Genomic DNA, 14,710 nt, shown 5'->3' with positions numbered 1-14,710 from the left:
TGAGCACGTACGCGCGATGTACGGGCAGGGTCACGGGACGCGAAGGGCAAGCGCGTTTGAGGCTGCCCCCCGTGCGTGCGGCGGATTGGTCCGCTTGTTGAGGAAGCGATACGCCGTGAATGGTGCTGACTTGGGCGTATCCAGCACTGTCTCGCAGGTTGAGTCAGGGCTCAGGAGACCGTCCGTCGGCCTCGTCCGACAATGGGCGGACCGCATGCGGCCTTTGGTCGACCAGGGGGATCACGAGTTTCAGAGGCTCATAGCTTTGACCTCCGAGTCGGTGGTGCTGGACAAGATCATTTCCATTGAAGACTGCTCGGCCCGCGAGGCATTCGTCTACGACCTGACCGTTGAGCCCACCCACAACTTCCTGGTGGAAAACGGACTGATCGTGTCCAACTGCGAGGCTCTTCGCGAAATCGGCGCGGCGCGCGAGGAGATCCCGGGCCGGCGCGGCTACCCCGGCTACATGTACACCGACCTGGCGATGATCTACGAGCGGGCGGGCCGCGTGCTCGGCCGCAAGGGTTCCATCACGCAGCTCCCGATACTGACCATGCCCGACGACGACATTACCCACCCCATTCCGGATCTGACCGGCTACATCACCGAGGGGCAGATCGTGCTCAGCCGCGCGCTGCACCGCAACGGCGTCTATCCGCCTATCAACCCGCTGCCCAGTCTCTCGCGCCTGATGAACGACGGCATCGGCCCCAACCGGACCCGCGCCGATCACGCCAACGTCAAGGACCAGCTCTTTGCCTCCTACGCGAACGGCGTGGACCTGCGTCGGCTGGTCGCCATTATTGGTGAAGAGGCGCTCACCGACCTAGATCGGCTCTACCTCAGGTTCGCGGAGGATTTCGAGCGCCGCTTCCTGGGCCAGGGTGAGACCGACCGGACCATCGAGGAGACGCTTGCTATGGGCTGGAGACTGCTCTCGGGCTTCCCGCGCGGCGAGCTGAAGCGCGTCAAGCAGGATCACGTGAACAAGTACTACGGCGAGCAGATGGAGAAGATCTGGGAGGATAGGACCACCCGGATCTAGTCCGGGCAGGGCGAGGACGGAGAACCCACGGCATGGCAGAGGTGATCAGCCCGACCCGAATGAACCTGCTGGCGCGGCGCAACCAGTTGCGCGTTGCGCAGCAGGGCGTGGATCTCCTCAAGCGCAAGAGGGACGCGCTGGTCGCCGACTTCTTCAAGATCGTTCGCGAGTCGCTCGCGGCCCGCGAGTGGCTTTCAGCCGCCTGCCGCGAGTCGTACGTCGCGCTCTCCCTGGCCAAGGCCTGGGAGGGCAGGGAGGCGCTGGAGGCGGCCGCGCTACCAGCGGGCCGCGACATCCTGATGGACATCGAGATCCGCAGCCTCTGGGGCACGCGGATTCCCGAGATGACCCTGCCCGAGGTGCGCCGGCCGTTGCTGGAGCGGGGTCAGAACCCCGTCGCCACCAGCGCCCGGACCATCGAGAGCACCTCCAACTTTGAGGGGGTGCTCGCGGCCATCCTGGCCGTGGGGGCGACCGAGGTCAAGCTCCGCAGGATAGGCGAGGAGATCAAGAAGACCACCCGCCGCGTCAACGCGCTGGAGCAGGTGGTTATCCCGCGGCTTGCCGGCGAGACCCGCTACATCGCCTCGGTGCTGGAACAGCGAGCCCGAGAGGATGTCTTCCGCCTCAAGCGCATAAAGAAGAAGCTCGAGGCCAAGGAGAGCGGTGCCTAGCGAGACACGGAGCGGTCGTACGCTGGCGCTGTCGGTCGCTCGCTGGTCGGCAGCCCTGGCCCTCGTGCTGGCGCTGGCCGGCTATCTGGTTGTGGTGCAAGTTCGGACCGAGTGGCAGATCCGGCGGGCCCTGCGCATCCCTTCCACGCAACTGGAGGGGCTGGCCTTCCTGCTCCGAGATCAAGAGCGCGGCCGCGCGGCGCTGGAGTCCCAGGTCGCCGAGCTGCGTGGCCGGCTGGCAGTGTACGAGAAGGCCTCGGCCGAAGGCCGGACCACGGCCGCGAAGATGAGCCGGGACCTTCAGGAACTTCGGACGCTTGCGGGCATCACGGCGCTGGTGGGTCCTGGGATAACGGTGGAACTGAACGACAGCACGCGGCTGCCTCGGGCCGGCGAGGATCCCAACAAGACCATCCTGCACTACTCAGACATTCAAGGCGTGGTCGCGGAGCTGTGGGCGGCGGGTGCCGAGGCGATCGCGCTGAACGGCGAGCGGATCGTGGGCACAACCGGAATCTCCTGCGTCGGCACCACGATTCTCGCCAACACCAAGCGCCTGGCCCCGCCCTTCCTGATTGAGGCCGTGGGCGAGCCCAAGCAGTTGGTTCAGGCCGTGCGGCGGCCCGGCGGCGCGATCGAGCTGCTGACGGCGTTCGGTTTCCCGGTGAAGGTGGCGCCTCGCGAACTCGTGGAGGTGCCGCCCTACCGCGGTACCTTCCGGTTTGAGTACGCCTCTGTCGAGGGGAAGGAGTAGGGACGATGTGGCTCCCGATCATCGGCCTGGTTCTGGGTATCGCCTTGGGCTTCCTGTTCTCGGTGGAGATCCCGCTGGGGTACGTCAAGTACACCGCGATCGCAATACTCGCGGCGATAGACACCACCCTGGGAGGGCTGCGGGCGCAACTGGAAGACCGGTTCGACCTTACGATCTTCCTCACGGGGTTCGTGGTCAACGCCTCGTTCGCGGCGCTGCTGGCCGGGATCGGCGACCTCCTGGGGTTGGACATCTATCTGGGTGCGGTTATCGCGTTCAGCATCCGGATCTTCGACAACATCGGGTTTATCCGGCGTGATCTCATTGCACGCCACATGAAAGGTGGGAGATAGCAATGACAGTCCGCGTTGGCATCAACGGGTTCGGCCGCATCGGCCGTCTGGCGCTTCGGGCCATGCGCGAGCGGTATCCCGACCAGGTTCAGGTTGTGGCGATCAACGACATCGCCGACCTAGAAACGAACGCACACCTCTTCAAGTACGACTCGAACTACGGCACCTACCCGGGCCCGGTGGGGGCACGCGACGGCAAGCTGGCAGTGGACGATCTTGAGATCACGGTGTTCGCCGAGCGCGACCCGGCCGGGATCCCGTGGTCGAGGGCGGGCGCCGAGGTTGTGATCGAGTCCACCGGCCGCTTCACCTCCGCCGACAAGTCCCGGGGGCATTTGCAGGGCGGGGCCAAGAGGGTGGTCATCAGCGCGCCGGGCAAGGGTGATGACATCATGATCAACATGGGCGTCAACCACGAACTCTACGACCCCAAGCAGCACGCAATCATCAGCAACGGCTCTTGCACCACCAACGGGCTCTCTGTGACCGCCAAGGTGCTCAGCCGCCAGTTTGGGATCAAGCGGGGATTCATGACCACGGTCCACTCGTACACCAACACCCAGCGCATCCTGGACGTGGTCAGCGACGACCTGCGCGAGGCGAGGGCGGCGGCGCTGAACATCATCCCCGCGAGCACCGGCGCAGCCAAGGCGATCTTCCTGGTGCTGCCGGAGCTGAAGGGGAAACTGACGGGAATCGCGCTACGCGTCCCCACGCCCACCGTGTCCGTCGTGGACCTGGTTGTGGAGCTGGAGAAGCCGACCACCGCGGAGGCGCTCAACGCCGCCTTCAAGCAGGCGGCCGACGGCGAATTGAAGGGCTACCTCGGGTACAGCGAGGCCCCACTGGTCTCCATGGACTTCAAGGGCGATTCGCGGTCGGGCATCGTTGACGGCCCGCTGACGATGGTGATGGGCGACACCCTGGCCAAGGTCATGACGTGGTACGACAACGAGTGGGGGTACGCGTGCCGGATCGCCGACCTGGTGCACTACATGGCCGAGCGCGGCCTGTGATCGGACGAGCCCCTAGCAGCCGGCGTCGGGTGTCCTGACGATGAAGAAGACGGTGCGTGACATTGATGTTTCCGGGCGGCGCGTGCTGGTGCGCTGCGACTTCAACGTTCCGATGGAGGGCGGCCGGATAACCGACGACCGCCGGATTCGCGAGTCGCTGCCGACCATACGGTACCTGCTCGAGCGCGGCGCCCGCGCGATCCTGGCCTCCCACTTTGGGCGGCCCAAGGGACGCCCGGACCAGGCCTTCACGCTGGCGCCGGTAGCCGAACGCCTCGGGACGCTGCTGGACCGCCCTGTCCCCTTGCTGCCGGACTGCGTCGGGCCCGCGGTTGAGGACGCGGTCGCGCGCATGGGCCCGGGCGACGCGGTCCTGCTCGAGAACCTGAGGTTCCACCCTGAAGAGGAAGCCAACGATCCGGGCTTTGCCGCCCGGCTCGCTGCCCTGGCCGACCTGTACGTGAACGACGCCTTCGGGGCCGCCCACCGGGCGCACGCATCTACGGCCGGTATCGCCGCGCACCTGCCCGCCGTGGCCGGGCTGCTGCTGGAGAAAGAGCTGGCGCATCTCGGTCAGGCGCTGGACTCGCCGGTCCGGCCGTTCGTTGCCATCCTGGGCGGAAAGAAGGTGTCCGACAAGATCGGGGTGATCCGGCACCTGCTGGATCGCGCGGACACGCTGCTGGTGGGTGGGGGAATGGCGTACACCTTCCTGCGTGCGCAGGGACGCGAGATCGGCGCCTCGATCTGCGAGCAGGACTCCCTGGGGCTCGCCGCCGATCTGCTGGCCGAAGCCGCCGGCAGAGGAGTGGGGTTTGAGCTCCCGGTGGACGTTGTGGCGGCAACCGCGGTGGAGGCCGGCGCCGACCACCAGGTGGTGGACGCCGCAGCAATTCCGCCGGGCTGGGCAGGTGTGGACATCGGCCCCAGGACCGCCGCGCGGTTCGCCGGCATCGTCCGGGGCGCTGGCACGGCGTTGTGGAACGGCCCGATGGGTGTCTTCGAGATCCCCGCGTTCGCCGGCGGCACGCGGGCAGTGGCCGAGGCCATGGCAGATTCCCCCGCGGTCACGGTTGTAGGAGGCGGCGACACCGCGGCCGCTGTCGAGGCTTTCGGCCTGGCCGGCCGTATGACCCACATCTCCACCGGCGGCGGGGCCTCGCTCGAGTTCCTGGAGGGCCGGGAGCTGCCGGGAATCGCGGTGCTGCAGGATGCGTAAGGGGACGCGCACGCCGCTTGTAGCCGGCAACTGGAAGATGCACACGACCGTGCGCGAGGCGCGCGACCTGGCCTCGGGGGTGGCGTCAGGCCTGGCCGGTGTCGTTGACGTGGACGTGGTCGTCTGTCCCCCGTTTACGGCGCTGGCCGAGGTCGGCTGCGTGCTGGGTGGATCGTCGGTCGAGCTCGGCGCCCAGGACCTGCACTGGGAGGCCAGGGGTGCCTACACGGGCGAGATCTCCGCGGAGATGCTCTGGGACCTGGGGTGCACCTATGCTATCGTGGGGCACTCGGAGCGCCGACGGCTGCTGGGTGAGGAGGATGAGGCGGTAGGCCGGAAGGTGGCGGCGGCCGCCTCCGGCGAGCTCATTCCGATCCTCTGCGTTGGGGAGTCGTTGGACGAGCGAGAGGCCGGTCGGACCGAGCGGATCATCCAGACCCAGGCGCGCATCGGGACGCTGGGACTGGCGAGTGAACAGGCGGCTCAGCTTGTTGTGGCCTATGAACCGGTTTGGGCCATTGGAACCGGCATTCCAGCCACCGGCGCCGAGGCCGGCCGCATCGCCCGGCTGCTACGGGAGTGGCTGGGTGAGTGGTTCGGTGGTGCCGCGGCGGGCGTACGCATCCTCTACGGCGGCAGCGTTACGCCGGAGACGATAGGCGAGTTCGTGAGCCAGCCCGAGGTGGACGGCGCGCTTGTGGGAGGCGCCAGTCTCAACGCGGACACTTTCACGGCGATCGTGCGGGCGGTCGCAATCTGACCGCCCGCTGGCTGCCGCGGCCTATCCGGTCTCGAGCTCCGGCGGCTACGCGGCGGTGGCAGTACCCTCCACGATCACCTCGTAGGTGATGCGCGCCGCCTGGCCCAGCATCGCGGCCACCGAGCAGTACCGCTCCTCGGATAGGTTGGCTGCCTTCTCGACCTGCTCTTTCTGCAGGCCGGCTCCGGAGGCACGGTAGCGCAAGTGGATCGCGGTGAACACCTTGGGATGGTCCGCGGCACGCTCCGCGCTCACCTCGATCGTCAGCGCTTCGAGGGGGGCGCGCATCTTCTTGAGGATCGAGACCACGTCCATGCCGGTGCAGCCGGCCAGGGCGGCCAGCACCGTCTCCATCGGCGTCGGGCCTGCCCCACTCCCGCCGAACTCGCGATGCGCGTCCATTGCGAAGTGCGTACCCTCCGGAGCGGTGGCATCGAACCGCATCCCAGGAGTCCACGAAACCGAGATGTTCATTGCGCCTCCTCTTGGCTTGTCTGTTCTGCAGCGCGTGGTGTTCTCCAGTGTATGTTCACGGCTGGGTCCAGGCGCTGTCAAGGCGGACTGGTGGACCGGTTGATTTGACCAGTCCCGGATGCTACGATTGGTGGTGTTCCGGGGCCGGCGGCCCCGGGACTGCTGTCTGGAGGTGGACCGGTTGAGCGACGTCCTGGTGATTGTTCACCTTGTCGTCTCGTTGTCCCTGGTGGGGATAATCCTGCTCCAGGGACCGAAGGGTGAGGGGTTGGGCGCCATCGGCGGGAGCGCCCGCATGTTCCATGGCCCCCGGCCGCGTGAATCGCTGATGACCCGTGTCACGGCCGTGGCTTCTATCCTGTTCGTGATTACAGGAGGCATTCTGTCCTTCTGGCGCTAGAGGGCGGGGCGGTCCCGCCGCCCTTGCCTGATCGGTACGTGTTGTTGTGCCTGCCGGGATGGCGGAACTTGGCAGACGCGCACGCTTGAGGGGCGTGTGGGGTTTCCCGTGGGGGTTCAAATCCCCCTCCCGGCACCACGAACATTTGTTCGTATGAGTCCGAGTTCGCGTACGCTGGTAATGACCGTCACCGATGACGACGTGGGCCAGCGGGAGAATGTTCACCAGCGACCCGGCATCGGACAGCGAGTCGGTGATCTGCCCGCAGTCGTGCCTGGGGCCGAATCACCGAACGGGTGGTGCGCTAGGGCGATTGCGGCCGCACTATGCCCTGAAGATCACCAGGTTCAAGGGATGACCTTGAACGGCTTGCCACGTGCCAATCGGTACACCTGGAAATCTCTGTCCAGGGAGAAGATCGTTCCGAGCCCGCGCTCCTCGGCGAGAGCAACGAGCGTGGCGTCGGCCAAGTCCATGGGCAGGTCACGGTATCGCCTCATGAGCTCGGCTGCACGGTCGAGGCGTGCAGGCATTTCCACGACCAAGTCTCCTCGCTGCTGAAGTCGCCACAACACTTCCTGTGCCTGCCAGCCCGCGGCATCGCCGAGAAGATACATCGCCTCGGTGAACGCGGGCCATGTCGTCAGCATGGGTCCGGGCAGCTTGGCCAGCGCATCCACGCACTTCTTGTGGTCGGGTTCGCCCCGGTCAACGATGGCGACGAGAGGCCCTGCGTCGGTGAGAATCACGACCGCCGCCTGATGAGGTGTTTGAAGCTCTCGCCGGTACGTTGGGCACGGCCTCCGCCCGATCGGACGGTGCCGACGGCGTCGGCCAGCCGCACCCGCAGAGAGCCGCCCGTCTCACTCAAGTAGTGCTGCGCCGCGCGCCGCAAGACTTCCGACAACGGGACTCCCTCAGACTCGGCTATGGCACGCAGCCTGGTCTCCATCTCTCGATCCAAACGAACACTCGTAGGCAAGCCGCACCCCGCGTAGCGCCATTTTGTATGACATCTCGATGGGATTGTACTACAACCGTCGCTCGAGCGCAAGCTGATGAGATCCCATCACCGCAGCATGTTCTGCTCCGCGTCGGCCTCTGTGCTGTGGCGTTCTCTCCAAATGAGCGAGCAATGCGTCGAGATGATGCCGCCGTCCTACGCGACAGCGCGCCGGGCCAGATGCCAGGTGGGCAAATGCAGAATCCCCCTCCCGGCACCAAGTGCTTGTCCGCCGGTCTTGAGAATCGCTGCTTCCCCGCGCCGTGTCCGCCTGCTCATGACGGGCCTCAGCTTCCGCAACGCAGGAGTGGCACTGATGCCTCTAGAACCCGGAACAGCAGAAGGTTGGCCGCAAACCATATTTCCAAGGAGGGAAGGCAAAAGTCATGATGCGCCTCAGCACGTTGCTAGCCATCGGCATCGCGATAGTCGCGACCGCCGCATCCGGCTTCGCCCAGCCCACGCCGGGCTCCGAGACCCCCCACCGCGGCGGCCAGGTCGTGATCGGCTCGATCCAGGAGCCCAACGTCCTGAACCCGCTCCTGACGAACCTTACGGTATCGCAGGAAGCCTTCAACCTCGTCCTCGACGCGCTGACGAAAATCGATGACAAGGGCAACGTCATCCCGTTCCTCGCCCGGGAGCTCCCTGCCGTCTCCGCGGACGGAAAGACATACACCTACCGGCTCCGGCGGGATGTCCGGTGGCACGACGGCCGGCCGTTCACCTCCGCCGACGTCGTCTTCACCCATGAAGCGATGATGGACCCGAAGAACCGCGTCATAGGCCGACCGGCGGGGTTCTTGAATGTCGCGTCCGTCAGGGCGCCCGACGCCCACACGGTCGTGTTCAACCTCAAGGAACCGGAGGCGCCGTGGATCTACACGTGGAACGGCCTCGGGATACTGCCGAAGCACGTATTGGAGGGGCGGGACCTCAACACCGCCCGGTGGAACACCGCGCCCACGGTGGGGCTCGGACCCTTCAAGCTCGTCGAGTGGGTCTCGGGCAGCCACATACTCGTGAGCAGGAACCCCGACTACTACCTCGGTTCGCCCAACGTCGCCGCCATCGTCTACCGCATCATACCGGACGCTAACGCGCTCCTCGCGGCCATGGAGAAGGGCGACATCGACATGCGCTATGCCATCACCGCCGAGCAGGTGCCGGGCTTGGACAGGAACCCCGGATGGAAGATCTGGCGCACCCCCTCCTATTCGATCTTCCACTTCACGATCAACAACTCGCATCCCATCATGTCCGACCGGCGCGTGCGACAGGCGCTCACCCATGCCCTTGACAAGAAGGGTATTGCCCAGACCGTTCTGCGGGGGCTTGTCGAGCCGGCCTGGACTCCCATCACGTCGCCGTCGTGGGCCCATGATCCGGCGGTTCCGAAGTTCGAGTACGATCCCGCCAAGGCCCGGCAACTCCTGGACGAAGCGGGCTGGAGGCTCAACCCTGCCACCGGTGTCCGTGAGAAGGACGGCCAGCGTCTGGCCTTCTCCATCGTTAACATAGCGGGCGATGTGGAGCGGTTGCAGATAGTCCAGATCGCCCAGCGCCAGTGGAGAGAAGTGGGGGCGGCAGTCGACATCTCACCCGTGGACGTCGGAACGTTCGTGACGCTCATGCGGGGCGGCGACTTCGCCATCGGCTATGGATTCTGGGGGGCCGGGCCCGACCCGGACACGATGCTCTTCATCTGGTGGCACAGCAAGGGAAACAACTGGCTGCGCCTGAGACTTCCGCAGCTCGACGCCCTGATCGACGAGGCCAGGGTCATCCAGGATCAGCGAAAGCGACGAGATCTGTACCACAGAGCGCAGAAGCTCATCGCGCAGGAAGCGACGAACATCTTCCTCTACGAGCGGGTGTTCTTTGACGGGACGAAGACGAGGGTCAACGGATTCCGACCGGTCGCGGGAGGCGGCGTCAATACCTGGAACGCCCATGAATGGTGGGTTGGGCGCTGATGCACCGCTATGTGGCGCGACGGCTTCTGGGCCTCGTGCCACTCCTGTTCGGCATCTCGGTAGTGGTCTTTGGGCTCGTTCACACCGCGCCGGGCGGGCCGACCGCGGTGTACGCGCTCGGTCCGGACTTCACTGCGCAACAGCAGGCGGAGATCGAGCGCAGCCTGGGGCTTGACCGCCCGCTTCCGGTGCAGTACCTGGCCTGGGTCGGTGGGGTGCTTTCGGGGTCTTGGGGGACCTCGTACAAGGATGGCCGTGACGTTCGCGTCGTCATCCTGGAGCGCATACCCGCGACGCTGACGCTCATGGGGACCGCGTATGCCCTGTCGCTGTTGATCGCGGTCCCCGTGGGCGTGTTCACTGCTACGCGGCCGCGGAGCGTCGCTCGTTACGTGGTGAACGTGCTGACGCTCCTCGGCATCTCGGTACCGACCTTCTGGACCGGGCTCCTTGCGCTCATGGTCTTCTCTGCCTGGCTTGGTCTACTGCCTTCTGGAGGCATGTACACGATCGGCGCGCCTTTCTCTCTGCTCGACCGGCTCCGTTATCTCGTGATGCCGGCGCTTGTGCTGGCATTCGTGAACCTCGCGATGTGGGCGCGGTACATCCACTCAAGCCTCATCGAGGTCCTGCAGGAGGACTACATCCGCACGGCGCGCGCCAAGGGGCTGGCCTCGCGGGTGGTGGTCTTCAGGCACGCGCTGAGCAACACGCTGCTGGTGATCGTCACCCTGCTCGGCCTCTCTCTGCCCGGGTTGTTCTCCGGCGCGCTGGTCACCGAGGCCATCTTCTCGTGGCCGGGGAACGGACGTCTCATAATCGAATCGCTGCTCGGCAGGAACTACCCCGTGCTGATAGCTGACTTTATGGTCCTCGCGGTGCTTGCGGTTCTTGGCAACCTGGCCGCGGATGTCGCCTATGCCCTCGTCGATCCCCGGATCCGCGTCGAAGCGCGCGGCTAGCCCGACCGGCCCGGAGGCGCCGGGGTCGATTGCCCCCGCGTACTCGCGGAGCTGGCGCGACTTTCGCCGCAACCCGCTGGCTAGGTTTGGTGCCGCAACGATTGTCGTTCTCATCTGCATCGCCGTGTTTGCACCCTGGCTCGCCCCGCGCGACCCGGACGCCCTTGACTACTTCAACGCCTTCTCCACGCCCGGACGAACCGCATGGCTGGGCACCGACCCCCTCGGTCGCGACACCTTGAGTCGCCTGATATTCGCGACCCGTGTGTCGCTTGTCGTCGGGCTTGGGGTCTCGGGGCTTACGGTGCTGATCGGAGCCGCGCTGGGCGCGACGGCGGGGTGGAGCGGGGGGTGGGTTGACAGCGCGATCTCCCGTCTAATGGACGTGCTGTGGTCGATTCCGATGCTCCCGCTCGCCATGGTGCTCGGCGCCTTCATCAAGGTCACGCCGCCTCTACTTGTGCTGTTGCTGGGCGGGATCAGCTGGGTCAGCGTGGCCCGACTTGTCCGGGCGCAGACCATGTCGCTGCGCGAGCAGGAGTTCATTGCGGCGGCTCGTGCCATCGGTCTTCCGAACGCGCGCATCGTCATCCGGCATATCATCCCAAACACGACTGCGCCAATGGTTGTCGCAGCGACCCTGGCGGTTGCCAACGCCATTCTTGCCGAGTCCGCGCTGAGCTTTCTGGGATTTGGCGTCGATCCTTCCACCCCGACATGGGGCAACATGCTGCAGAACGCGCAGAACTACCTTAGGAGGGCGCCGTGGCTTTCGGTCTTCCCCGGCGCTATGATCGCGCTGACGGTAACCAGCTTCAACTTCGTCGGAGACGGCCTTCGCGAGGCGTTTGACCCCCGCCTGAAGCGGCGGTAGATCGCGGAGAGGAGAGAAGATCAGTGCAGCTCATAGGCATGATTGGGGGGCTGAGCTGGGAATCGTCGGCGGAGTACTACCGCATCATCAATCGCTTGGCACAGCAGAGGCTAGGCGGCGTTCACTCCGCCCGAACCCTGATGTACTCGTTTGACTTCGGCGAGATCGAGTCGCTCCAGCACATGGGCGACTGGCAGGCGGCAACGCGCCTGATGATCGATGCCGCCCAGCGCCTCGAGCGAGGCGGCGCCGACTTCCTGCTCATATGCTCCAACACGATGCACCGCATGGCCGACGACGTGGCGGCGGCCATCTCGATTCCGCTCCTCCACATCGCCGACCCCACCGCTGCTCGGATCAACGCGGCGGGGGTCGGTCGAGTCGGGCTCCTGGGAACGGCCTTCACGATGGAGCAGGACTTCTACAAGGGGCGCCTTGCTCGGCAGTTCGGTCTCAACGTCATTATCCCGGGACCGGAGGATCGCGAGACCGTTCACGACGTCATCTACCGGGAGCTCGTCCGCGGCGAGGTGCGACCCGAGTCGAGAGCGCGATTCAGGGCCGTGATCGACCGTCTCGTCGCCGATGGCGCCGAGGCCGTCATCTTGGGATGCACGGAGATCATGCTGCTCGTGCAGCCAGAGGACAGTCCGGTTCCACTGTTCGATACGACGACGATTCACGCCGAGGAGGCGGTGCTGCGGGCCTTTGAGCAGCGCCAGACACCCTGATTGCCGTGACACGCCGTGAAGGGTAGGAGGGAATGGCCGGGGAGGACCAGGGGCCGCACAGATCCATGGACATAAAGAAGGCGACTCAGCGCATGTCTGCTCGCGGGATGGACGCCCTGCTCGTGTCGGCGCCAAAGAACGTGGCGCACGTGACAGGCTTTGGCAGCCTCATGGGCGAGATGTGGTACGAGGCCGGCCTGCCCACTGCATGGGCCCTGGTGCCGGCTACAGGCTCGAACCTTGCCATGGTCGTGGCCGAGAACGAAATCGCAGGGGCCCGCGCCTCTTCGGGCATTGAGGATGTCCGCGGGTATCCGATATGGGTCGATCTCGACAGCGTGTCCGACGCGGATGTGGCCGCGCCTGACATCGCCGCTGCGCTGCGCGAGGCGCGGTCGGCCCGGCTCAAACCAGAGCGGCGGCCGGGCTTCTTTGGCACGGTAGTCATCCTCGACGTGCTGAGGCAACTCCTGATGGCGCGAGGCCTGCTGGACGCGCACATCGGGCTCGACCTCGACTTCATCTCTCAGGGCGCGTTCACGCGGCTCCATGAGGCCCTGCCGGGCGTCACGTTCGTGGACGCAAGCCCGCTGCTGCGAGAACTGCGATCGATCAAGACACCGCAGGAGATCGCCCACCTGCGCACCGCCGTCTGGGTGGCCGAGCAGGGCATTCTCGCGGCCGTAGAGGGCGTGAGCGAGACGACGAGCCACGCCGACATCCGCCTTCGATTCCAGATGGGCGCGCTTCAGGCAGTTCAGCGCCGCGGGGTGTCCGGATTCCGCATGGCCGGGGCCAGCGTTCGCATTGGGCCACATCCCTGGGTCAGCACGCCGGACGCGACCATCCGCCCGGGCGACCAGATCATGTTCGACTGCGGCGCCGACGTCTGCGGCCTTCATTCGGACATCGCCCGCACCTTCGTCTACGCCCGGGCCAACGAGGCGCAAAGACGGATCCAATCCGCACTCGTTCGCGCGCACGACGCCGCCCTGGCCGCAGTGCGGCCCGGCAGCCGATTCTGTGACGTCTATTTCGCCGGCATGGAGGCCATGCGCGCAGCCGGTTTCGGCACGTACCTCCGGGGGCACATCGGCCACAGCATCGGCCTGGACCCCCTCGAGGAGACGCCGGTGATCAGCGCGGCGGAAGTGCGCGTGCTTGAGCCCGGCATGGTCCTCGCCGTCGAGCTTCCGTGGTACATCGACGGCATCGGGGGCTTCCAATGTGAGGACGTTGTCTGCTTGACGGAGGCGGGATTCGAGGATTTCAACACGCTCACGCGCGATCTTGTTGTGATCTGACCGCCTGGCACTGCGCGCCAGGGGATTCCCCAGTTGGTGTGGGAGTTGGTGTAGGCGGTTGCACGGGAACTCGAACGTCTGTTCGCGCATCGGCGTGCTCCAGCGTCCCCAGCGTCCTGGCGAGCACTCTTTGCGGCGAGCGTCTCGCGCCAGGCCTATTGCCTTGATTCGAGGGGTGCGTGTACAATCGGGCTTGTCAGGTAACATGACAAGTCCGCCCATGGACAACACTCAACCTGACTCGCAGCGGACCGGATCGCTAGTCGGTGCCGGGGTTGCCAGGGAGACGCTCTCGCGTCAGACCGCCCAAGCACTGATCACGAGCATCCTGCTCGGCCACTTTCGGCCGGGTGAACCCCTTCCTTCATCCGGCGACCTCGCCCGCAGATTCGAGGTAAGCAGGCCGGTCATCCGCGAGGCCTTCAAGATCCTGGCCACCCTTGGAATGATCGAGACCCGTCAGGGCCGTGTCAGCCGGGTGAGCGAGCCCAGCGCATGGCGCGACCTCTCGCCCGAGATCCTGGCCGCGCGGCTAGAGGTCGGCGTGGATGATGGCATCCTTAAGGAGAGTCTCGAGCTGCGCAGGGTCATCGAGACCGAGGCGGCCGCGCTGGCCTCGGAGCGCGCGACAGATGACGATATTGCGGCGATGCGCCAGCAACTCGACGCGCTCGATGGGGTGGGCGGCGACCCGCAGGCCTACGCGGCGCAGGACGTGGCGTTCCACGACGCGGTGCTGAGGGCCACCCACAACCGGCTCTTCCTCCAGCTCATCGACTCGATGCGCGAGCTGCTCATGTTCGTGCGCAGGGTCAGCATCACCGCGAGCGCCGACCGGATCCCGACCTCGCGTGAGGGGCATCGCGCGCTCTTTGAGGCGATCACGGCCCGATCGCCGGAGACCGCGCGGAGAGCCATGTCCGACCATCTCGCCTGGGCCGAGCGGGTGAACGTCAGCGAGTACCGGACCGATCGCACGGCGCCACGCGCTCCATGAAGGGAGGCGCCGCAGCGTTGCGGGTGTCTCCCAGGACATGACCGGGGTCGTCTTCAACATCATGCGGTTCGCCGTGAACGACGGGCCCGGCATCCGGACGACCGTCTTCCTCAAAGGATGCCCGCTTCGCTGCCTGTGGTGCCACAACCCCGAGTCAATCTCTCC

At 66.0% G+C, this 14,710-nt stretch carries 18 protein-coding genes and 1 tRNA gene; 16 read left to right on the top strand and 3 right to left on the bottom strand.

Going from position 1 to position 14,710, the window contains the following annotated elements:
- The 7 genes from FJX73_12215 to FJX73_12185 form a co-directional block, all read left to right on the top strand.
- On the top strand, positions 1-1,048 hold a 1,048-nt coding region (locus FJX73_12215), incomplete at its 5' end, for a V-type ATP synthase subunit B (GenBank protein ID MBM3471536.1).
- Positions 1,049-1,080: 32 nt separating this feature from the next.
- Positions 1,081-1,722: a V-type ATP synthase subunit D gene (locus tag FJX73_12210; protein MBM3471535.1), complete on the top strand. Its 642-nt coding sequence runs from the start codon at positions 1,081-1,083 to the stop codon at positions 1,720-1,722.
- Complete coding sequence (locus FJX73_12205) at positions 1,715-2,476, top strand: DUF881 domain-containing protein (GenBank protein MBM3471534.1); 762 nt, start codon at positions 1,715-1,717, stop codon at positions 2,474-2,476. Before FJX73_12210 ends, FJX73_12205 begins: the two co-directional genes overlap by 8 nt.
- Before the next feature lie 5 nt (positions 2,477-2,481).
- Positions 2,482-2,829 (top strand): DUF1290 domain-containing protein, encoded by a 348-nt coding sequence (locus tag FJX73_12200; GenBank protein ID MBM3471533.1) that lies wholly within the window; start codon positions 2,482-2,484, stop codon positions 2,827-2,829.
- Positions 2,830-2,831: 2 nt separating this feature from the next.
- Entirely contained in the window at positions 2,832-3,845 is a 1,014-nt protein-coding gene (gene gap / locus FJX73_12195; GenBank protein MBM3471532.1) for a type I glyceraldehyde-3-phosphate dehydrogenase, read from the top strand.
- Between the two features lie 40 nt (positions 3,846-3,885).
- Positions 3,886-5,064, top strand: a complete 1,179-nt coding sequence (locus FJX73_12190; protein ID MBM3471531.1) for a phosphoglycerate kinase — start codon at positions 3,886-3,888, stop codon at positions 5,062-5,064.
- Positions 5,057-5,824: a triose-phosphate isomerase gene (locus tag FJX73_12185; protein ID MBM3471530.1), complete on the top strand. Its 768-nt coding sequence runs from the start codon at positions 5,057-5,059 to the stop codon at positions 5,822-5,824. The genes FJX73_12190 and FJX73_12185 overlap by 8 nt, the downstream gene beginning before the upstream one ends.
- A 45-nt stretch (positions 5,825-5,869) precedes the next feature.
- On the opposite strand, the gene FJX73_12180 is transcribed toward FJX73_12185, so the two are convergent.
- On the bottom strand, positions 5,870-6,298 hold the full coding sequence (locus FJX73_12180) for an OsmC family protein (protein MBM3471529.1): 429 nt from the start codon (positions 6,296-6,298) through the stop codon (positions 5,870-5,872).
- 181 nt (positions 6,299-6,479) lie between these two features.
- On the opposite strand from FJX73_12180, the gene secG reads away from it, so the two are divergent.
- On the top strand, positions 6,480-6,698 hold the full coding sequence (gene secG / locus FJX73_12175; GenBank protein ID MBM3471528.1) for a preprotein translocase subunit SecG: 219 nt from the start codon (positions 6,480-6,482) through the stop codon (positions 6,696-6,698).
- 52 nt (positions 6,699-6,750) lie between these two features.
- A tRNA-Leu gene (locus FJX73_12170) sits at positions 6,751-6,836 on the top strand.
- A gap of 209 nt (positions 6,837-7,045) precedes the next feature.
- Here FJX73_12170 and FJX73_12165 read toward each other — a convergent pair.
- Together FJX73_12165 and FJX73_12160 are read right to left on the bottom strand one after the other, a co-directional pair.
- A complete protein-coding gene (locus FJX73_12165) occupies positions 7,046-7,447 on the bottom strand; it encodes a PIN domain-containing protein (protein MBM3471527.1) in 402 nt (133 codons plus the stop codon).
- A complete protein-coding gene (locus tag FJX73_12160; protein MBM3471526.1) occupies positions 7,444-7,650 on the bottom strand; it encodes a hypothetical protein in 207 nt (68 codons plus the stop codon). The genes FJX73_12165 and FJX73_12160 overlap by 4 nt, the downstream gene beginning before the upstream one ends.
- A gap of 437 nt (positions 7,651-8,087) precedes the next feature.
- Between FJX73_12160 and FJX73_12155 the strand changes: the two genes are divergently transcribed.
- The 7 genes from FJX73_12155 to FJX73_12125 all read left to right on the top strand — a co-directional run.
- Positions 8,088-9,677, top strand: coding sequence for a hypothetical protein (locus tag FJX73_12155; protein MBM3471525.1), 1,590 nt, complete (start codon positions 8,088-8,090; stop codon positions 9,675-9,677).
- Positions 9,659-10,639, top strand: a complete 981-nt coding sequence (locus FJX73_12150) for an ABC transporter permease (protein ID MBM3471524.1) — start codon at positions 9,659-9,661, stop codon at positions 10,637-10,639. The genes FJX73_12155 and FJX73_12150 overlap by 19 nt, the downstream gene beginning before the upstream one ends.
- Complete coding sequence (locus tag FJX73_12145) at positions 10,587-11,513, top strand: ABC transporter permease (GenBank protein ID MBM3471523.1); 927 nt, start codon at positions 10,587-10,589, stop codon at positions 11,511-11,513. Before FJX73_12150 ends, FJX73_12145 begins: the two co-directional genes overlap by 53 nt.
- A 23-nt stretch (positions 11,514-11,536) precedes the next feature.
- On the top strand, positions 11,537-12,244 hold the full coding sequence (locus FJX73_12140) for an aspartate/glutamate racemase family protein (GenBank protein MBM3471522.1): 708 nt from the start codon (positions 11,537-11,539) through the stop codon (positions 12,242-12,244).
- Positions 12,245-12,276: 32 nt separating this feature from the next.
- Positions 12,277-13,548: an aminopeptidase P family protein gene (locus FJX73_12135; GenBank protein MBM3471521.1), complete on the top strand. Its 1,272-nt coding sequence runs from the start codon at positions 12,277-12,279 to the stop codon at positions 13,546-13,548.
- 205 nt (positions 13,549-13,753) lie between these two features.
- The gene (locus tag FJX73_12130) at positions 13,754-14,545 is read left to right on the top strand and encodes a FadR family transcriptional regulator (GenBank protein MBM3471520.1); all 792 of its coding nucleotides are present in this window, start codon (positions 13,754-13,756) and stop codon (positions 14,543-14,545) included.
- A 37-nt stretch (positions 14,546-14,582) separates the two neighbouring features.
- Positions 14,583-14,710, top strand: a 128-nt coding sequence (locus FJX73_12125; GenBank protein ID MBM3471519.1) for a 4Fe-4S cluster-binding domain-containing protein, incomplete at its 3' end; no start/stop codon positions are given.

It is taken from the genome of Armatimonadota bacterium, assembly GCA_016869025.1.
Taxonomy (GTDB): domain Bacteria; phylum Sysuimicrobiota; class Sysuimicrobiia; order Sysuimicrobiales; family Humicultoraceae; genus VGFA01.
This window is presented reverse-complemented; position numbering and strand designations above follow the sequence as displayed.